This is a genomic window from Rhabdothermincola salaria, from assembly GCF_021246445.1.
In the GTDB taxonomy this organism is placed as follows: Bacteria; Actinomycetota; Acidimicrobiia; order Acidimicrobiales; family Acidimicrobilacustridaceae; genus Rhabdothermincola_A; species Rhabdothermincola_A salaria.
The window spans coordinates 1-21,442 of record NZ_JAJQXW010000002.1 but is presented as its reverse complement, the minus strand read 5'-3'; the positions used below and the strand labels follow the sequence as shown (position 1 = coordinate 21,442).

General features: G+C 70.5%; 21 protein-coding genes. 12 read left to right on the top strand and 9 right to left on the bottom strand.

Going from position 1 to position 21,442, the window contains the following annotated elements; genetic code table 11:
* The first annotated feature begins 104 nt into the window (after positions 1–104).
* A complete protein-coding gene (locus LUW87_RS09400) occupies positions 105–1,226 on the top strand; it encodes an NDMA-dependent alcohol dehydrogenase (RefSeq protein ID WP_232670916.1) in 1,122 nt (373 codons plus the stop codon).
* Positions 1,227–1,319: 93 nt separating this feature from the next.
* Here LUW87_RS09400 and LUW87_RS09395 read toward each other — a convergent pair whose 3' ends face one another.
* On the bottom strand, positions 1,320–3,776 hold the full coding sequence (locus LUW87_RS09395) for an MMPL family transporter (protein WP_232670915.1): 2,457 nt from the start codon (positions 3,774–3,776) through the stop codon (positions 1,320–1,322).
* A 75-nt stretch (positions 3,777–3,851) separates the two neighbouring features.
* Between LUW87_RS09395 and LUW87_RS09390 the strand changes: the two genes are divergently transcribed.
* Positions 3,852–4,823 (top strand): magnesium and cobalt transport protein CorA, encoded by a 972-nt coding sequence (locus LUW87_RS09390; protein WP_232670914.1) that lies wholly within the window; start codon positions 3,852–3,854, stop codon positions 4,821–4,823.
* 16 nt (positions 4,824–4,839) lie between these two features.
* Complete coding sequence (locus tag LUW87_RS09385) at positions 4,840–5,772, top strand: alcohol dehydrogenase catalytic domain-containing protein (protein ID WP_232670913.1); 933 nt, start codon at positions 4,840–4,842, stop codon at positions 5,770–5,772.
* Between the two features lie 33 nt (positions 5,773–5,805).
* Here LUW87_RS09385 and LUW87_RS09380 read toward each other — a convergent pair whose 3' ends face one another.
* Together LUW87_RS09380 and LUW87_RS09375 are read right to left on the bottom strand one after the other, a co-directional pair.
* On the bottom strand, positions 5,806–6,213 hold the full coding sequence (locus LUW87_RS09380; RefSeq protein WP_232670912.1) for a cupin domain-containing protein: 408 nt from the start codon (positions 6,211–6,213) through the stop codon (positions 5,806–5,808).
* Between the two features lie 58 nt (positions 6,214–6,271).
* On the bottom strand, positions 6,272–7,486 hold the full coding sequence (locus LUW87_RS09375; RefSeq protein WP_232670911.1) for an RDD family protein: 1,215 nt from the start codon (positions 7,484–7,486) through the stop codon (positions 6,272–6,274).
* Between the two features lie 132 nt (positions 7,487–7,618).
* Here LUW87_RS09375 and LUW87_RS09370 point away from each other — a divergent pair, with 132 nt between their 5' ends.
* The 3 genes from LUW87_RS09370 to LUW87_RS09360 are packed head-to-tail and all read left to right on the top strand — an operon-like array spanning position 7,619 to position 10,260.
* Positions 7,619–8,836, top strand: a complete 1,218-nt coding sequence (locus LUW87_RS09370; protein WP_232670910.1) for a phytanoyl-CoA dioxygenase family protein — start codon at positions 7,619–7,621, stop codon at positions 8,834–8,836.
* Between the two features lie 49 nt (positions 8,837–8,885).
* The gene (locus LUW87_RS09365; RefSeq protein WP_232670909.1) at positions 8,886–9,599 is read left to right on the top strand and encodes a PIG-L deacetylase family protein; all 714 of its coding nucleotides are present in this window, start codon (positions 8,886–8,888) and stop codon (positions 9,597–9,599) included.
* Between the two features lie 58 nt (positions 9,600–9,657).
* Positions 9,658–10,260 (top strand): hypothetical protein, encoded by a 603-nt coding sequence (locus LUW87_RS09360; protein WP_232670908.1) that lies wholly within the window; start codon positions 9,658–9,660, stop codon positions 10,258–10,260.
* A gap of 59 nt (positions 10,261–10,319) precedes the next feature.
* On the opposite strand, the gene ehuA is transcribed toward LUW87_RS09360, so the two are convergent.
* The 5 genes from ehuA to LUW87_RS09335 form a co-directional block, all read right to left on the bottom strand.
* The gene (gene ehuA / locus LUW87_RS09355; RefSeq protein ID WP_283251044.1) at positions 10,320–11,159 is read right to left on the bottom strand and encodes an ectoine/hydroxyectoine ABC transporter ATP-binding protein EhuA; all 840 of its coding nucleotides are present in this window, start codon (positions 11,157–11,159) and stop codon (positions 10,320–10,322) included.
* A complete protein-coding gene (ehuD, locus tag LUW87_RS09350; RefSeq protein ID WP_232670907.1) occupies positions 11,143–12,039 on the bottom strand; it encodes an ectoine/hydroxyectoine ABC transporter permease subunit EhuD in 897 nt (298 codons plus the stop codon). Before ehuD ends, ehuA begins: the two co-directional genes overlap by 17 nt.
* The gene (locus LUW87_RS09345; RefSeq protein ID WP_232670906.1) at positions 12,039–12,773 is read right to left on the bottom strand and encodes an amino acid ABC transporter permease; all 735 of its coding nucleotides are present in this window, start codon (positions 12,771–12,773) and stop codon (positions 12,039–12,041) included. The genes ehuD and LUW87_RS09345 overlap by 1 nt, the downstream gene beginning before the upstream one ends.
* Positions 12,774–12,869: 96 nt before the next feature.
* Positions 12,870–13,754, bottom strand: coding sequence for an ectoine/hydroxyectoine ABC transporter substrate-binding protein EhuB (ehuB, locus tag LUW87_RS09340; protein ID WP_232670905.1), 885 nt, complete (start codon positions 13,752–13,754; stop codon positions 12,870–12,872).
* Between the two features lie 308 nt (positions 13,755–14,062).
* A complete protein-coding gene (locus LUW87_RS09335) occupies positions 14,063–14,548 on the bottom strand; it encodes an RrF2 family transcriptional regulator (protein ID WP_232670904.1) in 486 nt (161 codons plus the stop codon).
* 121 nt (positions 14,549–14,669) lie between these two features.
* On the opposite strand from LUW87_RS09335, the gene cysD reads away from it, so the two are divergent.
* Together cysD and cysN are read left to right on the top strand one after the other, a co-directional pair.
* Positions 14,670–15,584: a sulfate adenylyltransferase subunit CysD gene (cysD, locus tag LUW87_RS09330; protein ID WP_232670903.1), complete on the top strand. Its 915-nt coding sequence runs from the start codon at positions 14,670–14,672 to the stop codon at positions 15,582–15,584.
* A complete protein-coding gene (gene cysN, locus LUW87_RS09325; RefSeq protein WP_283251043.1) occupies positions 15,584–17,515 on the top strand; it encodes a sulfate adenylyltransferase subunit CysN in 1,932 nt (643 codons plus the stop codon). The genes cysD and cysN overlap by 1 nt, the downstream gene beginning before the upstream one ends.
* Positions 17,516–17,537: 22 nt before the next feature.
* Here cysN and LUW87_RS09320 read toward each other — a convergent pair whose 3' ends face one another.
* The gene (locus LUW87_RS09320) at positions 17,538–18,359 is read right to left on the bottom strand and encodes an enoyl-CoA hydratase/isomerase family protein (protein WP_232670902.1); all 822 of its coding nucleotides are present in this window, start codon (positions 18,357–18,359) and stop codon (positions 17,538–17,540) included.
* Between the two features lie 170 nt (positions 18,360–18,529).
* Between LUW87_RS09320 and LUW87_RS09315 the strand changes: the two genes are divergently transcribed.
* From LUW87_RS09315 to LUW87_RS09300, 4 genes are all read left to right on the top strand, one after another.
* Positions 18,530–19,426, top strand: coding sequence for an SDR family NAD(P)-dependent oxidoreductase (locus LUW87_RS09315; protein ID WP_232670901.1), 897 nt, complete (start codon positions 18,530–18,532; stop codon positions 19,424–19,426).
* Positions 19,427–19,552: 126 nt separating this feature from the next.
* Positions 19,553–19,768, top strand: coding sequence for a YgaP family membrane protein (locus LUW87_RS09310; RefSeq protein WP_232670900.1), 216 nt, complete (start codon positions 19,553–19,555; stop codon positions 19,766–19,768).
* A gap of 85 nt (positions 19,769–19,853) precedes the next feature.
* Positions 19,854–20,627 (top strand): sigma-70 family RNA polymerase sigma factor, encoded by a 774-nt coding sequence (locus tag LUW87_RS09305; RefSeq protein ID WP_232670899.1) that lies wholly within the window; start codon positions 19,854–19,856, stop codon positions 20,625–20,627.
* A 518-nt stretch (positions 20,628–21,145) separates the two neighbouring features.
* Positions 21,146–21,442, top strand: a 297-nt coding sequence (locus LUW87_RS09300) for a hypothetical protein (protein WP_232670898.1), incomplete at its 3' end; no start/stop codon positions are given.

The window sequence follows — 21,442 nt, the reverse complement described above, 5'->3', positions numbered from 1 at the left end:
GATGGTGCCGAGCCGCCCTGGGGCGACGGACGTCACGGCCGGGGAGGACTAGATTCCAGCCCGTCCCGGTCAGGTGGCCGGCCGATCGACCCAGGGGGAGACGCGTGAAGAGCAGAGCCGCGATGTTGTGGGGGCCCGACGACACCGAGTGGAGCGTCGAGGACATCGAGATCGACCCGCCGCAGGGCAAGGAGCTGTTGGTCCGCAACGTGGCCTCGGGGCTGTGCCACTCCGACGAGCACTTCATCACCGGTGACATGCCCCACGGGGGCTACCCGTGGATCGCTGGCCACGAGGGCGCCGGCGTGGTGGAGGCCGTCGGTCCCGAGGTCACCAACTTCGCCGTCGGCGACCACGTGGTGTACTCCTTCGTCGCCGCCTGCGGGCAGTGCCCCTCGTGCGCCGAGGGCCACTCCAACCTGTGCGACAACGGGTGGATGATCATGGGCGGCAAGATGATGGACGGCACCGCCCGCATCCACGTGAAGGGCGAGGACGCCCTGGTGATGGCCGGCCTGGGCACGTTCGCCTACCACTCGGTGGTGCACGAGTGGTCGGCGGTCAAGGTGCTCGACGACCTGCCCCTCGACAAGGTCTGCCTGCTCGGCTGCGGCGCCACCACCGGGTGGGGTTCGGCCGTCTACGCCGCCGAGGTCGCGCCGGGCGACAACGTGGCGGTGGTCGGCGTCGGCGGTCTCGGCTCCGCCGCCGTGCAGGGCGCCCGCCTGGCCGGCGCCGAGCGCATCTTCGCCATCGACCCGGTGGAGTTCAAGCGGGAGACGGCGCAGAAGTTCGGCGCCACCCACACCGCCAGCAGCGTCGAGGAGGCCACCGAGCTGATCCGCGAGGAGACCTGGGGGCGCATGTGCAACAAGGTCATCCTCACCATGGGGGTGGGCAAGGGCGACGAGATGGCCCAGATCATGGGCATCACCTCCAAGCGGGGACGGGTCGTGGTGACCAACATCCACCCGTGGAACGAGCCCTCCAACAACATCCCCCTCATCGACCTGACCCTGTCCGAGAAGCAGGTCGTGGGGTCGCTGTTCGGGTCGGCCAACCCGCGCTCCGACATCCCCAAGTTGGGCGAGCTCTATCGCAAGGGCCAGCTCGACCTCGACGGCATGGTCACCAAGACCTACACGCTCGACGAGATCAACGAGGGCTACCAGGACATGCGCGACGGCAAGAACATCCGTGGCGTGCTGATCTACCCGGAGGCCTGAGCCGGGAACGGCCCGTCGCCCGCTCGACACCTTCGCACGGAGCCCGCCGCCCGGCGGGCTCCGTCGCGTCCGGGCGTCGTCGAGGACGCGGGCTCAGCGCTCGGCGTCGGCGCCGGTGGCTGATGGGGGAGTCGGCCCCGCCGCAGGGGTGGCCGGGGTGGCGGCCGGAGCCGGAGACGACGGGCCCTCCACGTCGAGTTTGGGAAGCCACTCGAGCCACGTCGGGAACCACCAGGCCCGCTTGCCGAGCAGCTCCATGATCGCCGGCACCAACACCATGCGCACGATGGTCGAGTCGATGAGCACGGCGACCGCCATGCCGAAGCCGATGAGCTTCACCGTGGGGTTGGCGTTGGTGATGAACGAGGCGAACACGGCGATCATGATCAGCGCCGCAGTGGTGATGACGCGCGCCGTGTTGGCCACCCCGAGCACGACCGACGTGCGCGGTTCATGGGTGCGGTCCCACTCCTCGCGGATGCGCGACATCAAGAAGACCTCGTAGTCCATGGAGAGCCCGAAGAGGATCACGAACATCACGAGCGGCACGAACGACACGATCGGGATCGTCTCGGAGAGGCCCACCACCTGGCGGGCCCAGCCCCACTGGAAGACCGCCACGACCACGCCGTAGGCCGCGCTGATCGAGATGAGGTTCATGAAGGCGGCCTTGAGCGGCACGAGGATGGACCGGAAGACCAGGGTCAACAAGATGAACGAACCCAGCACCACTGCCGCGATGACGTAGGGCAGGTACTGCACCACCAGCTTCGTGAGGTCGATGAGGGTGGCGGTGTTGCCGCCGACGTGCGCCTCGAGCTGCGTGCCCGACGTGGCCGTGGCCAGGTCGGACCGGAGGCGTTCGACGAGCTCGGTGGTGGCCTGGTCGTCGGGTCCCGTGGTGGGGGTGAGGCTGTAGATCACCGCGGTGGTGGCGTTGACGTCGTTGGGGATGGGGCCCACCGAGTACTGGATGCCCTCGACGGTGTTGGGGGGCTGGAGCGCGGCGACGGCTTTGCTCACGGGGTCGAGCGTGGTGAGGGCCGACTCGAAGTTGCCCGGGTCGTCGGTGGGCAGGGCGACGGCCACCACCAGCGGACCGTTGGTGCCCGGACCGAACGCCGAGTCGATCTCGACGAAGGCGGTGCGTTGGGAGAGGTCCGACGGCTGGGAGCTGTCGTCGGGCATCCCGAAGTCGATGCTGAGGAAGGGGAAGGCCAGCACGACCAGCACGGCCAGCCCGCCGAGGAGCGAGAACCAGGGACGGTTCGACATGGTGTGGGCGAAGCGGCCCCAGAAGCTCTTCTCGGGATCGGCGTCGGGGTCCTCCTTGTTGAAGGGGAGCCGGACCCGGTCGATCTTGTTGCCGGCGAAGCCCAGCAGGGTGGGCAGCAACGTGGTGGCGGCCAGGATCATCACGGCGACGCCGATGGCGGCGGCCACCCCGAGGGTCTGCACCAGTGGGATGGGCACGAGCAGGAGCCCCAGCAGGGCGATGCAGACGGTGAGACCGGCGAACACGGCCGCCTTGCCGGCGGAGGCCATGGCCATCCCCACGGCATCGTGGGGCTCGTAGCCCTCGGCGAGGAACGACCGGTAGCGGGTGACGATGAGCAGCGAGTAGTCGAGCCCGACGCCGATGCTGATCATCAAGGTGACGGGAGGGGCGGCTGACGAGACGCTGATGATGCTGGCCAGCAGGTAGACGAACCCGCTGGCGACCACGGCGCCGAACAGGGCGGTGGCGATGGGGATGGCCATGCCGAACAGCGAGCCGAAGGCGACCAGCAAGAGGATGGCGCCGAGGGCGAGGCCCACCTCGTCGGCGTGGTTGGCCCACCACGACACGGGGGCGTTCCAGCTGTCGGCGACCGGGCCTCCGATGGCGACGGTCACGGGGCCGGTGTCGACGCTGTCGACCGCCTTCTGCAATGTGTTGTACGGGTTGTCGTAGGCGGTGGCTTCTTCGTCGGGGTTGATCGGTTGGGCCTCCATGAGGTCCACCAACGTGTCGGTGAACGTGACCGTGGCGTAGGCCGTGCGTCCGTCGCTGGACAGCGACGGAGGGAGGTCGGGAGCGAGCGCGTTGACCGCGGCTGCTTGGTCGGCGTCGAGGTTGGCGGCGTACTGGGCCAGGGCCTCTTTGGGGTCGGAGGAGATCGGGTTCGGGACCGACGCCACCCCGTCGGCCTTGGAGAGGGCGTCGGTGACGTCGGCGACGACCTTGGCGTTGGCGGCGTCGGTGAGCGACTGGCCGTCGGGGACCTGGTAGACGACGGTGGCCGTCGCCCCCTCCTGGCCCTGGAAGCGGTCGGCCATCAAGTCGTAGGCGGCCTGGGAGTCCGTGCCGTTGATGCGGAAGCTGTCCGACAGGCTCTTGCCGTAGAGGCCGTTGAGGTAGCCGGCCAGCACGATCAGCAGCACCCAGACGATGGCGAACCAGCGGTGGTGGCGGGAGACGAAACGCCCACCGCGTCCGAGGAACCCCAGTGGTGGAGCGGTCTTGGTGGGGGCGGGCGATGAGCGGCGGTCTCGGCGGTGCTTCGTCACGGGCCGTCACGCTAGTAGCGCCCTCAGTCGCCGGATTGCATGCCTGAACGGAGGGGTGCGGCGTACGATGCCGCGGTGATCGTCGACTGCGCCGCGTACGAGCACGGCAAGCGCGTGACCGGCCGGCTGCACCTCGCCGAGATCGGCGACTGGATGGGACGGCCCGACACCTTCGTCTGGCTGGGCCTGCGCATGCCGTCGGAGGAAGAGCTGGCCGAGGGCTTCCAGCTGTTCGGGGTCCAGGACCTCGAGGTCGAGGAGGTGCTCGCCCCTCACGAACGACCCGTCTTCGCGGTCGACGGCGACCAGTCCACGCTGGTGCTGCGCACCGCCCACATGAACACGGCGCTCGGTGAGGTCAAGCTCGGCGAATTGTCCGTGATCATCGGCACCTCGTTCGTGCTGTCGGTGCGCCACGGCCAGGCCAGCCCGCTCTCGGGCACCCGTCGCGAGCTCGAGGCCGACCCCGAGCAGCTGGCCCTGGGGCCGCCGGCGGTGCTGGCCGCCATCGTGAGCCAGGTGGTGGAGGACTACCGCCCCGTGCTCGATGCCTTCGAGCGAGCCGCTCTCGACGTGGAGAAGGAGGTGTTCGACGAGTCGCCCCGACGGCCCGTGAAGCGGGTGTACCAGCTGAAGCGCCAGGTGCGGGAGATGTCGGTCGCCACCGACGCCCTCGACGAACCGCTCGACCGGTTGGTCCGCCGGCGGCGGGTGTTCTGGTCGCCCGACGTGATCGCCGAGCTCGAGGAGGCAGCCGACCTCCTCGACCGCAGCGTCAACCGGGCCCGCACGCTGTCGGACCTGCTGACCAGCGCGCTCGATGCCTCCCTGGCCCAGATCTCGGTGCAACAGAACCGGGACATGCGCAAGATCTCGGCCTGGGTGGCCATCGCCGCGGTGCCGACCATGATCGCCGGCATCTACGGCATGAACTTCGAGAACCTCCCCGAGCTCGACTACCAGTACGGCTACTTCCTGGTGGTCGGGTTCATGGTGGTCGTGTGCGGGTTCATGTACTCCCGGTTTCGCAAGGCGGGCTGGTTGTGACGGGGGTGCGGTCCTGATGCGGGCGGTGCGCTGCCACGAGGGCCACCCGGTCGTGGTCGACGTCGATCCGCCCGTCGGCGAGGGCGTCCGGGTGACGGTGGCCTCGGCCGGCATCTGCGGGTCCGACCTCCACCTGTTGGGCCTCGGGCTCCCCCTCACCTTCGGCCACGAGGTGGCGGGCACGCTCCCCGACGGCACCCCCGTGGCCGTCGAGCCCCTGGCCCCGTGCGGCGTGTGCCCGGCCTGCGTGGGCGGCGACCACGCCCGCTGCGTGCTCGGCCCGGCCATCGTCCTGGGCGTGGGTCTCGACGGCGGCATGGCCGACCAGGTGCTCGTGCCGGAGTCGGCCGTGGCCCGCCTGCCCGGCGGCGTCGCCCTGGCCGACGCCAGCCTGGTCGAACCCTTGGCGGTCGCCGTGCACGGTGTGCGCCGCGGCGGCGTCGGCGGGGGCGACCGCGTCGCCGTCGTCGGGGGCGGCACCATCGGGCAGATGGCCCTGGTGGCGGCCCAGGCCGCCGGGGCCACCGTCGACCTCGAGGCCCGCCACGACCGTCAACGTGAGGCGGCCGCCCGTCTGGGGGCCGGGGAGGTCGAGGGCCACTACGACGTGGTGGTCGAAGCCGCCGGCTCCGTCTCGGCGCTCGCCCGGGCCGTCGACGCCACCCGACCCGGTGGCACCGTCGTCCTGCTCGGGAGCTACTGGGACGGCGACGTCACCATGCCCGGCCTGGCCGTCACCATGAAGGAGGTCTCCCTGGTCCCGTCCACCATGTACGGCCGGGTGGGGCCCTCCCGCGACATCGACGTGGCCGCCACGATCCTGGGGGCCCGCCCCGACCTGGCCGATGCGGTGATCACCCACCGCTTCCCGCTCGACGCCGCGGCCGAGGCGTTCGCGGTGGCGGCCGATCGGGCCGCCGGCGCCATCAAGGTCGTGTTGGAGCCCTGACCGCCACCGGGGCCCCACCCGCGCCCGCGGCGGTCACCGCGGGCGGTGCTCGGTCCCGACCCCGGCGGTCACGAACAGGGCGATGGCCCGCTCGTCGACGTCGGCGGTGTGCCACACGCCCGGCGCGTTGACCACGGCGTCGCCGGGGTGCAGCACCGCCATGGACTCGGTCCCGTCCGGGTGCTCCTGGTGCAAGGTGATGGTGCCCGTCAGGCACACCACCAGCTCGTCGCCGCTGGGGTGCACCTCCCACACCACCCAGGGCGCGTCGAACGTGGCCATGGACACGAGGCGGCCCTCGCTGCCGTCGGCGTCGGTGCGCTCGACGTAGCGGTCGTACCAGGCGAGGGACCCGTCGAAGCGCTCCTGGGGCACGGCGCGGGCCCCGAGGCCCAGGTGCACGGGCACGTCCGGCAGGTGGAAGACCTCGGGATCGCTCATGGCCCCATGCTGGCAGGGACGCCGGCGGGCCGGCGGGCGCTCGCCTGGAGGGCGGCGATCAGGCGGCCGAAGGGGTCGACGGAGGGTCCGACGGCGGCGACACCCCGGCCGGGGCGGGCTCGTCGAGGTCGATGCCGGCCTGACGGCGCAGGAAGGCGGTGAGCGGCGCGGGCATCTCGGCGGGTCGGTCACCCCAGTCGTAGAGCACGACGTCGCGACCGGCCACGTCGTGGAGCGCCCGATGGCGACGACCGGTGACGATCGGGATGAGGCCGAGCCCCAGGATGAAGCTGAAGGGGTAGACGATCATGCGCACCGCGGCGCGCCCGGGGGTGATGGGGGACCGGTCGTTGGCCACCACCCGAAGGCCCACCAGGCCCTTGCCGACCGACTTGCCCGTGATGCTGAGACCGATCCAGTAGTAGAGGAAGCCGAGGAACGTGTAGCTGCCCACGACGGCCGCCCCGAGGTCGGGCGCCTCCACGGATCGTCCCGTGATGGCCTGGGCGACGAACACGAAGAAGGCGGCGAAGAGGCCGTAGGCGAGGCTGAGCAGCGCGGTGTCGATCACGAAGGCGACCAGGCGGCTGATCGGTCCCCCGACCCGTCCGGTGACCGTGCCGCTGACGAGGGTCGTCTGGTCGGGCGCCCGCCGGAAGACCCGGGCGACGAGCCTGGTCGCGAGGAAGTCCAGCCCCACGAGCTGCCGGCGGACGAGGTCGATGGTGGTGGCGAACACGCCGCGGCTGGCGTTGCGCACGATGGCGTCGATGTTGGCCCGACGGACGAGCGTCTCGACGTCGACGCGGGCCAGCACGGCGTCGAGGTCGACGCGAGCGAGCAGCTGGTCGAGGTCGACCCGGGCGAGGAGGTCGTCGAGGTCGACGCGGGCCATGAGGGCCTCGACGTCAACCCGGGCCATCAGCTCGTCGACGTCGAGGCGCGCGACGAGGGCGTTGGGGTCGACGCGGGCCACGAGCGCGTTGGCGTCGACGCGATCGACGAGACCGTTCACGTCGACGCGTTGCACCACCCCGTCGACGTCCACCCTGTCCATCACCGAGTTCACGTCGACGCGCCGGATCACGTCGTCGACGTCGACGCGCTTGACCACGTCGTCGACGTCGACACGCCGGATGACGGCGTCCACGTCGACCTCCGCGACGAGTTGGTCGATGTCGACCTGGCTCACCACGTCGTCGACGTCGACCGCGCCGACGACGGGTTGCACGATGGCGCCCAGCACTCGTTCCAGCGGTCCCCGGTGGGTCATGGGCCCAGTCTCGCCGGGATCGGCCACGACCGGAGCGGATCCCCGGGGTGGGGGTGGGCCCCGGCCGCGGGTCGCCCCGGGGTCAGGTGAGACGCCCGTCACATGTGAGCGGCGGCGCCCTAGGCTGGACCGATGGCTGCGACCGCCACGCCCTTGACCGCCGACGCCGGGTCGTTCCAGTACTTCCACACCGTCGAGCTGCCGGCCCGACTCGCCGCCGGCAACGGGCCGCTGGCCCTCCCCGACGTCGTGGCCCTCGGCTCGCTGGCCATCTCCACCCCGGCCGGCGCCTACACCTTCGTGCCCGAGGACGGCACCGTCACGGTGCGGCCCGGCGACGATGCCGACACGGTGATCGAGATGGACCTCGACTCGTGGTTGGGTCTGATCTCCGACCTCGACACCGCCCCCGGGCTCTTCTACAGCGGTCGGGCCACCGCCACCCGGGGCAAGCCGCTGCGCTTCGTGCGGTGGGAGCCGGGCCTGCGAGCCATGTTCCACGGCCTGCCCCCGTTCGACCCCGACCGCGTCGACCTCCGCGACACCGACGGGTCCCCACTCGACCCCACCCGGTCGTTCACCCTCGACGACTGCGAGCGTCGGCCCGACACGCTGCGCCACTTCCTCACCACGGCCGGCTACCTGGTGGTGCGCGGGGTGTTCGCCGCCGAGGAGGTCGAGGCGATGCTGGCCGACGCAGAGGTCATGCAGGCCGAGGCGACCCCGGGCGACGGCGCGTCGTGGTGGGGTCGCGACAGCTCGGGACGCGAGGTGCTGTGCCGGGTCCTCGACGCCAACCGCTTCGAGCGGTTCCGGGGCCTCTCCGACGATCCCCGCATCGCTGCCCTCCGTTCGGTGGTGCCCGAGCCGCTCGTAGGCCGCGATCCCGACGCCCTCGACAGCGGCACCGTGCTGTGGAAGCGGCCCGACGTGGTGGAGGGCCTGGCCGACCTTCCCTGGCATCGCGACTGCGGCCTCGGCGGGCACGCCCTGAACTGCCCCACGGTGATCGTCACCATCTGCCTCACCGAGGGCACCCCGGAGGCGGGGGAGCTGCGGGTGCTGCCCGGTTCGCACCGGGGGACGTTCCCGTTCGTCGACGGACGCCACCACGCCGCCCCCACCGGGGTCCCCGTCACCGTCGCCGCGGGCGACGTCTCGCTGCACTACTCCGACCTCATGCATGCGTCGCTGCCCCCGACCTCTTCCCAGGGGCCCCACCGGGTCAGCGCCCTGCTGGCCTTCGTCCCGCCCGAGGGCGGCCACCACCGCGGCGGGCGCCACTACAACGACGTGCTGCTCGATCACCACGACGGCCAGGTCGAGCACCTCGCCGACCGCTTCGGCTGACACATCCCGTCCGTCCGCCCGTCCCTGGGCCGGATCACTAGGGTTGGGCATGGTCGTCGAACAGGTACCGGAGGACTGGCAGCGGGCGTTGGCGGTGGTGGCCCACCCCGACGACCTCGAGTACGGCGCGGCGAGCGCGATCGCCCGTTGGACCGGTCAGGGCAAGACCGTCGTGTACTGCCTGGTCACGTCCGGCGAAGCCGGCATCGACTCGCTGGCGCCCGACGAGTGCGCCCGACTGCGCCAGGAGGACGAGCGTCGTTCGGCCGAGGTCGTCGGGGTCCAGGAGGTGGAGTTCCTCACCCATCCCGACGGGTTGGTGGAGCCCTCCATCGAGCTCCGGCGGGATCTGGCCGCGAGCATCCGCCGGCACCGACCCGACGTGCTGATCGGCATCAACTTCCGCGACCGGTGGCCGGCGGGGTTCAACCACGTCGACCACCGGGTGGTGGGCACGGCCCTGATCGACGCCGCCCGCGACGCGGGCAACCGGTGGTTGTTCCCCGGGGCGGGGGGCGACCCGTGGAGCGGGACGCGCTTCGCCGTGTTCGCCGGATCGCCCGAGGTGACCCACGCGGTCGACGTCACCGACACCATCGATGCTGGAGTGGCGTCGCTGCGCGCCCACCAGTCCTACCTCGACGCCCTCCCGGAGGGCACCGTGGGCAAGGACCCCGAACCCTTCCTGCGGGGCATGGCCGAGGAGTCCGGTCCCCTCCTCGGCGTGGCCGCCGCCGTCGGCTTCGAGCTGGTCCCGCTCTGATCCCGGCAGGCCGCCGGGGAGCCGGTCGTCAGCGCACCTGCTGGGGTAGCGTTCGGGCGTGACGTCCACCCCGCCCTCACGCCGGCCGTCGGTGCCCGTGACCATGCCCCGGTGCCCCGACTGCGGCCTGGAGCTCCGGCTCGGCAGCCACGGCGCGCTCGACCGGTGGTCGTGCCCTGCCGGCCATGGGCTGGCCATGACCCTGTCGGAGTCCTACGAGCGCCTCCAGGAGGACGAGATCGCCCGCCTGTGGGAGCTGGCCCGGGCGGCCGGACCGGGCACCCGGCCGAGCCCGTTCGACGGGCGGCCGATGGCCCACTTCGTGCTGCCCTACGACGACGACGAGGCCCTCGAGGGCGAGCCCGGCGACGGGGTCGACACCGGTGAGGTCCACCTCGACGTCGACGTGGCCAACCAGTTCATCTGGTTCGACGCGGACGAGCTCGACGAGCTGCCGCTCGACCTCCCGAACCCCGAGCCCACCGCCGAGGTGCTGGAGGCCGAGCGTCGGATCGTGGCCCAGTTCGGCGCCGATCTCGAGGCCGCCGCCGAGGCTCGTGAGGCCGACGACCTCGCCGAGCGCCTCTATCGGCGAGTGGCCCGCAACCCCCGGGCGCTGTCCACGCTCGACCGCCTCGGCCGCACCCTCACGGCCTACTGAGCGCTCGCGCGGCATCACGGCGCCGGTCCGCTCCGTCGCCAGCGGGCGGCCTTTCGTGGTCAGTGCTCGAACACGGCGCCCAGGAAGGCCTTGGTCCGCTCGTTCTGCGGGTCGCGCAGCACCTCGCTGGGGGTGCCCGACTCGATCACCTGGCCGGCGTCGAACATGAGCACCCGATCGGCCACCTCGCTGGCGAAGCCCATCTCGTGGGTGACGAGCATCATGGTGGTCTTGCCGTCCTCGGCGATGTCGCGCAGCACGGTGAGCACCTCGCCGACCAACTCGGGGTCGAGGGCCGAGGTGACCTCGTCGAAGAGCATGACCGCCGGTTCGGTGGCCAGGGCCCGGGCGATGGCCACCCGCTGCTTCTGACCGCCTGACAGCTGGCCGGGGGTGTGGTTGGCGTGGGCGGACAGGCCGACCTTCTCGAGCAGCTCCATGGCCATGGTCCGCGCGTCGTGCTTGGACATGCCCTTGACCTTGATGGGGGCCAGGGTGATGTTCTCGAGCGCCGTCATGTGGGGGAACAGGTCGAAGTGCTGGAAGACCATCCCGACGTCGGAGCGCACCTCCCGGATGTGCTTCTCGCCGGCGGGCTTGAGCTTGCCGTGCTTCACCTCGTGGTAGAGGTGCCGTCCGTTGACCTCGATGGTGCCCGAGTCGGGGCGCTCGAGGGTCATGATCACCCGCAGGATGGTCGTCTTGCCCGAGCCGCTCGGGCCGATGATGACGACGCGCTCGCCGGATCCCACGTCGAGGTCGAGATCACTGAGCACGACGTTGTCCCCGAAGGCCTTGTGGACGTTGCACATGCGGACCGCAGGCACGTCGGAACCGGAGGTCGGCACGGCGCCCGTGGTCGGCCCCCCGCCGTCGATGGGGTCAGTTGGTTCGTTCATACGCGAGTCGCTTCTCCAGTCGTCGAACGGCGAAGGCCGAGGGGATGCTGACCATCAAGAAGCCGATGCCGATGAGCGTGTAGGGCTCGACTCCGGCGTCGAAGCTGCGCCCGGCCGCGGCGGTGGCGAAGGCCAGGATGCCGGTCACCTGGATGGACGCGCCGAGGGGGGCGTCCTTGAAGGCGGCGATCAGGTTGTTGCCGAGCGCAGGCAGGACGTTGGGGATGGCCTGGGGGATGATCACCGACGACCAGGTGGTGATCGGGCCGAGGTTGAGGGCGGTGGTGGCCTCCCACTGCCCCTTGGGCACGCTGTCGATGCCGGCGCGGTACGCCTCCGACGCGTAGGTGGCGTAGTGGATGCCGAGCCCCAGGATCAAGGTGACCAGGGCCTCCATCGTGAAGCCCCACCCGGGCAGCACGTAGTAGAGGAAGAACAGCTGGATGAGCAGTGGCGTGCTGCGCACGAACTCGATGAACCCGGCCACCGGCCAACTGATGACCTTGATCGTGGAGCGGCGGGCGATGGCCAGCACCAGGCCGAGCACGGCGGCGAGCGCGAACCCGGCCAGCGTGGCCTGGACCGTGACCGCCAGACCTCGGAGCATGTCGGGGACCAGGGCCCAGAAGTAGCTCCAGTCGAAGGTGCTGCCCGGCGCGGGCCGGGAGTCGGTGCTGAAGCGGACGTCCCCGCCGCCGAAGCGCCACAGCACGGCGAGCACCACGATGGCGATCCCGGCGCCGATGAGCGCCTTGGGGTGCAGCCACCAGGGGCGGACCTTCGGTGGGGTCAGGTCGTGGTGGGCGGGCGCCTCCCCGCCGGCCACGTCGTCGTCGTGCCCGGACGAGGGGGTGAGCTCGGGGTCGGTGGTGGAGGTCATCAGCCCGCCCCCGCGGTCGTCGTGGTGGCGTCCGGCAGCTCGACCTCCGTACGCGCTCCCTCGAAGCGCCGGTTCACACGCCACTCGGCCAGGCGGTACAGGCCGCTGATGATCTGGGACAGGACGAAGTAGATGAGCAGGATGTTGAGGAACAACATGGCGGCCGACGGGGCGTCGGGGTTGAGGCGGCCGCTCGTGCGCAGCTTGGTGCCCTCGAAGGCCAGGTCCGACAGGCTGATGAGCGACACCAGAGCGGTGCCCTTGAGGATCTCGATGGTGAGGTTGCCCATGGGCGGGAGGATGACCCGCAGCGACTGGGGCAGGACCACGTAGCGGAGGCGCTGGAACTCCGAGAGGTTGAGGGCGATGCTCGCCTCCGTCTGCCCCTTCGGCACGGACTGGATGGCGCCGCGGACGATCTCACCGCCGTACCCGCCCATGTTGAGGCCGAGCGCGATCGAGCCCATGAGCAGCAGGCTGGGCTGGCGGATTCCCAACAGGATCGGGAGGGCGTAGGCCATCCAGAACAGCAGCACGATCGACGAGATGCCGCGGGTGAACTCGATCCAGATCAGCGACAGGGTGCGGGCCGTCTTGCTCGAGGACAGGCGGGCGACACCGAGGATGATCGAGAGGGCCACGCCGATGAGGAAGGCGTAGAGCAGGACCTGCAGGGTGACGAGCATGCCCTCGAAGAGGCGCTCGTAGTAGAAGCTGGGAAGGGCGACGTCCATGATGAGGAGCCGACGGCGCTCGTCCCCGGCCGGCGGACCGGCCGGGGACGAGAGGGGGGCGAGGCCCGTGGGCCAGGCCACCCTGCGTCAGTGGGTTCAGCTGGTGAGGTCCGACACGGTCAGGTCGGCCGCGGCCTCGACGTCGGCCTCGGCGAAGCCGAAGCCGGTGACGATCTCCATGACGGTGCCGTCCTCCTGGAGCTCGTCGAGCTTCAGGTTGAACGCATCACGGAACTCTTCGTCGGCGAAGCCGAAGCCGCCGCAGCCGAGGATCTCCTCACCGTTCTCGTCGAGCGGGAAGAAGCCATCGACGGCCTCGAAGCCGTCCATGGCGTCGGCCTGGGTCTGCACGGTGAGGTAGGTACCGGTGACCGCGTCCACGCGATCGGCGGCCAGGGCGTCGTACTGCTGGTTGACGTCACCGAAGAGCTCGATCTGGCTGTCGGGCACGCCCGCAGTCTCGAGGTAGCCCTCCTCGACCGCGCCCTGGAGCACGGCCACGGTGACCCCCGAGTCGATGATCGACTGGTAGTCGCTCAGGTTGTCGGGGTTGCCCTCGGGTACCAGCAGGGACTCCGACACGCAGTAGTCCGGATCGGAGAACAGGATCTGCTCGGCGCGTTCGGCGTTGATGAACATGCCGGCGGCGATCATGTCGAACTGGCCCGCCTGCAGGCCGGGGATGAGGTTGCCGAAGTCGACGACCTCGGCGCTGATGGACCCGATGCCCAGCTCGCACAGCACGGCACGGGCCACCTCGGGCGCCTCACCGGTGACGTTGCCGGACTCGTCCTCGTAGCCGTAGGGCACCTCGTTGGCGATGCCGACCTCGACCGAGCCGGCGTCCTGGAGGCCGGCCAGCAGCCCGCCCTCTTCGCCCATGACCTCGTCGGACGCGGTGCAGTCGTCGCTGCCTCCGCCACCACCGCCGGCCTCGTCGTCGCCGTCGTCGCTGCCGCACGCGGCCAACAGGAGGGCCATCACCGCGAAGAGGGCGACGAGAGGCCAGAAGCGTGATCCTGTACGTCGGGATCGTGATGCGGGCATAGCCGGGTTCCTTCCGTCGGGAGTCGTGACACCGGCCAGGTGTCCTCCCCTACGGCCCCACCCATACGGCAACGTTGCCGCAGCACAGACAGTGACGCGCAGGGCGACGAGACCCAGCAGCGGTGGCTACTGACTACCAGCACCCCGTAGGGCGGCGCAGGATCGACACGAATCGTAACGTGGCCGAAACATCACGCGAAGCCTTGTTGAACATCGCCCGAACGCCTGTTGGCGACGAGTCGTCAGTCGGCGAACTGCTCGCCACCCGCCCAACGGGCCTCGGTGGTGGAGCGGTACTCCTCGGCCAGGTCGGCGACCGTCGTCGGCAGGGAGCCGTTGGCCAAGTCGGCGACGGTGGTGGTCTCGAGCACGCGGCGCAGGCTGGCCCGCACCGCCATCCACACCACGGGCAGCTCGGTGGCCGGGCCCTGGTAGGACATGGCGCTCAGGCTCTGGTCGCGCACCTCGGCCAGAGGGCCGTCCACGGCGCGGAAGATGTCAGCCAACGAGATCTCCGCAGCCGGGCGACCCAGGACGAAGCCGCCCTCGGGGCCTCGGTGGCTGCGCACGATCCGCACCCTCCGCAGCTCGCGCATGATGTCGCGCAGGAAGTTGATCGGGATGTCCTGGGCGTCGGCGAGCTGCTCGGCCTTCACTGGACCTTCGCCCGCGATGGCGAGCTCGGCGAGGGCACGGATCGCGTAGTCGACCTTCGCGGGGATCCGCATGGGGCCAGTCTGACACCACCGGCAGGGGCCACCCGCGGGTCCCGGCCCGTCGACGCGCCGTCGGCCGAGAACACCGTCGCTCGTTCCGCTATCGTGCCTTTCTCAGCAAGGTCACCTCAGAATGGGGAAAATCGTCGTGGCCCACCTCACCCACCTCCAGCGTCTGGAGGCCGAGAGCATCCAGATCCTCCGCGAGGCCGTCTCCGAGAGCGAACGGCCGGTGATGCTCTACTCGGTCGGCAAGGACAGCTCGGTCATGTTGCACCTGGCCCGCAAGGCGTTCTTCCCGTCGGCGCCGCCCTTTCCGCTGATGCACATCGACACGACCTGGAAGTTCTCGGAGATGTACGAGTTCCGTGATCGTGCCGCCGCGGAGGCCGGCATGGAGCTCCTGGTCCACCAGAACCCCGAGTGCGTGGAGAAGGGCATCAACCCGTTCGACCACGGGTCGGCCACCCACACCGACATGTGGAAGACCGAGGGCCTCAAGCAGGCACTCGAACGGCACGGCTTCGACCTCGCCTTCGGCGGGGCGCGGCGCGACGAGGAGAAGTCGAGGGCCAAGGAGCGCGTCTTCTCGATCCGCTCGGCGCAGCACCGCTGGGATCCCAAGGCGCAGCGCCCCGAGCTCTGGCGCCTCTACAACGCCCGCAAGCAGCCCGGCGAGAGCGTCCGGGTCTTCCCGTTGTCGAACTGGACCGAGCTCGACGTGTGGCAGTACATCCACCTCGAGCAGATCCCCATCGTGCCGCTGTACTTCTCGGCGCCGCGGCCGGTCGTCGAGCGGAGCGGCACGCTGATCATGGTCGACGACGACCGCATGCCCGTCGACCCGGCCGAGATCACCCATCGCTCGGTGCGGTTCCGCACGCTCGGGTGCTACCCGCTCACCGGCGCCATCGAGTCCGAGGCGGCCACCCTGACCGAGATCATCCAGGAGATGTTGTTGACGACGAGCTCCGAGCGCCAGGGGCGGGTCATCGACCACGACTCGTCGGCGTCGATGGAGAAGAAGAAGCAGGAGGGCTACTTCTGATGGCTCACATTTCGAACGAGATGCTGGCCGAGGACATCGACGAGTACCTGCGGGTCCACGAGCACAAGTCGATGTTGCGCTTCATCACGTGTGGCAGCGTCGACGACGGCAAGTCCACGCTCATCGGGCGCCTGTTGTACGACTCGCACCTGGTCTTCGAGGACCACCTCACGGCTCTGGAGTCCGACTCCAAGAAGGTCGGCACCCAGGGGGGCGAGCTCGACTTCGCCCTGCTCGTCGACGGTCTGGCGGCCGAGCGCGAGCAGGGCATCACCATCGACGTCGCGTACCGGTTCTTCTCCACCGAGCTGCGCAAGTTCATCGTGGCCGACACGCCCGGCCACGAGCAGTACACCCGCAACATGGTCACCGGCGCCTCCACCGCCGATCTGGCGGTCATCCTGATCGACGCCCGCAAGGGCGTGCTCACCCAGACCCGGCGCCATTCCTTCCTGGTGTCGTTGCTCGGCATCCGTCACGTGGTGGTGGCCATCAACAAGCTCGATCTCGTCGACTACTCCCAGGAGGTGTTCGACACCATCGACGCCGACTACCGGGCGTTCGCCGCCGAGGTCGGCCTCCACGACATCGTGTGCGTGCCGATCTCCGCGCTGCGCGGCGACAACATCACCGAGCCCTCGTCGAACACCCCGTGGTACGAGGGCCCCACCCTCATCGGGCACCTCGAGGCGATCGAGATCGACCGCGAGGTCGAGCAGCTCCCGCTGCGCCTGCCGGTGCAATGGGTGAACCGTCCGAACCTCGACTTCCGGGGCTTCTCGGGCGAGATCGTCGGGGGGACCGTGCGCCCCGGCGACCCCGTGCGCATCGTCCCGTCAGGTCGCGAGTCCACCGTCAGCCGCATCGTCACGGCCGACGGCGACCTCGACGAAGCCGTCGCCGGCCAGTCGGTCACCCTGTGCCTCGCCGACGAGATCGACATCTCCCGGGGCGACGTCATCGCCGCGGCCACCAGCCCGCCCGGGGTGGCTGACCAGTTCGAGTGCCACCTGGTGTGGATGAACGAGGACGCCATGCTCCCCGGGCGTCCCTACCTGCTCAAGCTGGGGGCCCGCACCGTCACCGCGACGGTCGCCCAACCCAAGTACAAGGTCAACGTCAACACCCTCGAGCACACCGCCACCAAGACCCTCGAGCTCAACGAGATCGGGGTGTGCAACCTCAGCCTCGACCAGCCCATCCCGTTCGACGCCTACGCCGAGAACCGGGACATGGGCGGCTTCATCCTCATCGACCGGTTCACCAACGCCACGGTGGCCGCCGGCCTGCTCCACTTCGCCCTGCGACGGGCCGACAACGTGCACTGGCAGGCGGTCGAGGTCGACAAGACGGCCCGGGCCGCGCTCAACGGCCAGCGCCCGGCGCTGGTGTGGTTCACCGGCCTGTCCGGCGCCGGCAAGTCGACCATCGCCGACATCGTCGAACAGAAGCTCCACGAGCTGGGCCGGCACACCTACCTGCTCGACGGCGACAACGTGCGCCACGGCCTCAACCGCGATCTCGGCTTCACCGACGCCGATCGGGTCGAGAACATCCGCCGGGTGGCCGAGGTCGCCCACCTCATGGTCGACGCCGGCCTCATCGTGCTGGCGTCGTTCATCTCGCCGTTCCGGGCCGAACGCCAGATGGCCCGCGACCTGCTCGACGAGGGCGAGTTCGTCGAGGTGTTCGTCGACTCCGGGCTCGAGGCTGCCGAGTCGCGCGACCGCAAGGGTCTCTACGCCAAGGCCCGCCGGGGTGAGCTGAGCAACTTCACCGGCATCGACTCGCCCTACGAGGCACCCGAGAGCCCCGAGGTCCACCTCGACGCCAGCGGGACGATCTCCCCGGAGGAAGCCGCCGATCTCGTCATCGAGCACCTGCGCCAGACGGGGGTGCTGTCGCCCCCACCGCCGCACGCGGCGTCGTAGGGCGCCGACCCGCGGGCCCGCGTCAGCGCAGGCGCCACTCCGGGCGCTTGCCCGACGCGAAGCGGGCCTGTCCCTCCTTCAGCGCGTCGGCGTCGCCACCGATGCGGGTGAAGTAGTGGGCGATCTCGATGGCCTGTTGGCGCGACAGCTCGAGCCCGGCCCACAGCGCCCGCATGGTGCCCTGGATGGCCAGGGCGGGCGCCCCGGCGATGACGCCGGCCGCCCACTCGGCGCGCTCCATCAGCTCGTCGCGGGGCGCCACCTCGGTGACGAGGCCGATCTCTCGGGCCCGCTCGGCCGACATGCGCTCGTCGGCCCCGAGCAGCGAGAGCCGCATGATCTCCTGGAACGGCATCTTGGCCAGCATCTGGATGGGCTCGAAGGACGCGGTCATGCCGTAGGTGACGTGGGGGTCGAAGAAGGTGGCGTCGTCGGAGGCGATGATGAACTCCACCTCACCGAGGAGGTAGAAGGCGCCGCCGCAGGCCATGCCGCTGACGGCGGCGATGACCGGCTTCCAGCAGTCGCGGGACTTGGGGCCGATGTCGCGGCCCGGGTCGTCGAACACCCACGGGGTGGGATAGCCGGGGAAGTCGCCGCGCGCCATGGCGTCGGTGTTGTCCTCGGAGATGGCCTCGCCCCGGTCGATGCCGGTGCAGAACGAGTGGCCTGCGCCGGAGAGGATGACGCAGCGCACATCGTTGTCCTGGCGGACGTCGTCCCAGATGTCGCGGAGCTCACGCTGCATCGTCTCGCTGATGGCGTTGCGCACCTCGGGGCGGTTGAGCGTCACGCGGGCGATGCCGGTGTCGTCCTTGCTGTAGAGCACGGTCTCGTAGGTCACCCGTTGATTCTCACCGACCGTCTCGGGGGGCGTCTACTCGGTCCACGCCCGCCACGGCGGCCGGGGCCGTCGACCGGCGGGCCGTCGGGCGGCTCCGGCACCTCGACCTCGGCGGGATCGGTACGGTCGTCGTCAGCCGCCCGCCGGCGCGGCGAGAGGGGGACGAGGACGTGACCGAGACGACGAGCGCGGGAGCGGGCGTGGGCCCGCTCCTGCAGGGGCGGGTGGCACTGGTGACCGGCGGCGGCGGCGCCATCGGGGCGGCCAGCGCCCAGGTGTTGGCCGCCCACGGAGCGGACGTCGCCGTGGTGGACGTGGTGGCCGAGCGGGTCGACGAGGCCGTGGAGGGGATCGAGCGCCAGGGCGGCCGCGGTCTCGGCATCGTGGCCGACCTCACCGAGGCCGGCGCAGTGGAGGACGCGGTCGAGCGGGTGCGAGCCGAGCTCGGTCCCATCGAGGTGCTCGTCAACGCCGTGGGCGAGCACCTGCGGCTGTCGGGCCCGTTCGAGGAGTCCGACGAAGCGGGCTGGGACGCCCTCTACCGGGTCAACCTGCTGCCGGTCATGCGGGCCAGTCGGGCCGTCATCGCCGAGATGAAGGAACGGGGGTGGGGTCGCATCGTGAACTTCTCGTCCGTCGAGGGGCTGCGGGCCATGCCCCACGCTGCGCCCTACACGGCGTTCAAGGCCGCCGTCGACGGCTTCACCAAGAGCCTGGCCGTCGAGGTGGCCGGTGCCGGGGTGCGGGTGAACGCCATCGCCGTCGACAAGACCAGGGCCCATCAGGTCGGCTTCTACGACCTCGGCGAGGAGTACGACCCGCACGTCCCGGTCTGGGTCCCGGCCGGCCGCTACGGCGAGGGAGCCGACGTGGCCAACGTGGTGCTGTTCCTCGCCAGCGACCTGTGCTCGTGGGTGGTGGGCGAGACGATCGCCGCCGACGGCGGCACCCTCCGCGCCGGCGGCTGGTACCGGACGCCGGTCAAGTGGACCAACTCGCCGTTGCTGGTGCAGTGGTGCGAGGACGATCCCGAGATCAACGCCGCCCGCCCCCGGCCGGTGCAGTGAGCCACGGGCCGGCCCGTCAGACGGTTCCCCGGTTCGGATCTCAGGAATCCGGTATCCCTGCGGCACCTTCGTTCGTCTTCTCGGTGAGGGTCTGAGAGACAGCCCCCTCGTGGAGGAGTGAACGTCATGGTGAACGAAGCTGGTTGGGACCGTGTGGCCCGGATCGTGGTCGGTGTGGTGCTTCTCGTCGTCGGGTTCGGCGTGCTCGACGGCACGGTCGGCATCGTGGTGGGTGTCGTGGCCCTCGTGCCGTTGCTCACCGGGCTGATCGGCTGGTGCCCGCTGTACTCGGTGTTCGGCATCCGCACCAACAAGGGCGATCGCCGCGCCGACGCCCGCTGAATGCCGGCCGCGATGAGCTCCGCGGGGTCCGGGACCAGGCCGTCGCGCAGGCACGGAACGGGCTGACGCGGCGTTGAATGGTCCGATGGGGCTCGACGCCGACGACCTGACCGAGCATCTCGACACGATCTACCGCTATGCCTTGGGTGTCACGCGAGACCCCGACCTCGCCGCGGACGTGGCCCAGGACACCGTCGTGCGGGCGCTCGAGCGCGGCGGTCAGTATCGAAGCGACGCCCCGTTGGCCCACTGGTTGATCCGCATCGCCCACAACCTGATCATCGATCGGGCCCGCCGGGCGGACCGAGAGGTCCTCGTCGAGGTCGTGGAACAGGACTGGCGCGACGACTCCTACACCGTCGACGCGGCCGCCGTCGTCGAACGGGCGGCGACCCGAGCCGAGCTCCTCGATGCCTTGGCTCGGGTCCCGTTCATCTACCGCTCGGCTGTTCTGCTGCACGACGTGGAAGGACTCCGCGTCATCGACATCGCGGAGATCACCGGCGTCTCGCTGCCGGCCGCCAAGCAGCGACTGCGGCGAGGCCGGATGGCGCTCGTCAGCGCGCTCGCCGCCGGTCACCAGCGTCGCCTGGCCCTCGAAGGAGTACCCATGCCGTGCTGGGACGCCCGACAGCACGTGAGCGACTACCTCGACGGCGACCTCGACGCGGATACCGCCACGCTGGTCGCCACCCACCTCGCCGTCTGCCCGACCTGCCCGCCCCTCTACGCCGCACTCGTCGGGGTGAACGGCGAGCTCGGTCGCCTCCGCGACCCCGATTCCGTCATCGCCCCCGCCGTCGAGGCCCGCATCCGAGCCGCGGTCACGGCCTCCGGGTCCGGCGGCCCTGCTGGCTGAGACCAGCGACGAGGCCCATCGGGCTCGCGCCTCGACCGAACGACGGGCATCGCTCGATCGCCTGGTCGTGATCGCAGACGAGGCTGACAGGTACGAGCTGGCTGCGACACCCGAGCACACTCGGTGATCCGCAGCGCCGTTCTCGGTCGTGCTCGACCCGTGCGTGCTCTACCCGGTGGATCTCCGCGACCCCTGCTCCGACTCGGTGAACGTGGTCCGTCGGCCTCGTCGCCACCCCCCGCCACGCATCCGGGCGCTCGACGCCACGCGGTGCGGCCGCTGTGGTCGGGCCGGCGTTCCCGGTGCCGGGGAGAGGTCTGTGGGAGAGGCGGTGGTCCGGGACAGGACGTCCTCGGCCGTCAGTGCGGCAGGTGGTCTCCTCGGTGCGACCGGTTCCAGGCAGGGCAGACGTGAGCCGGCGCCCCCGCATCGCCCGGTGTCGACTCGAACAGAAATATACATACGAATCCCGCCGTTTCGGGGTGGACATCGAACACCTGTCCTGTAGACTTCACTGCATGGTCACCACCACGCCGGGGGAACTGGAGGAAGCGGTCGGCGAGTTGACCGTGGCCCCGGTGTCGGCCGACGTGGTCGACCTGTTCAGCCTGCGCGAGCGGGTCGAGGTGACCGTGCTCGAGACCCTGTGCGGGTTCTTCGCCACCGGTGGTCACGACGTCGACGGGTTCCGCTCGGCGGTGGGTTGGTTGAAGGCTCATGTGGCGCTCACCGACGGCGACGCCAAAGCCCTCGCGGCGCGTGCTCGACGCCTGGCGGTGTGGCCCACCCTGGCCAAGTTGCTGTTCGACGGGTCG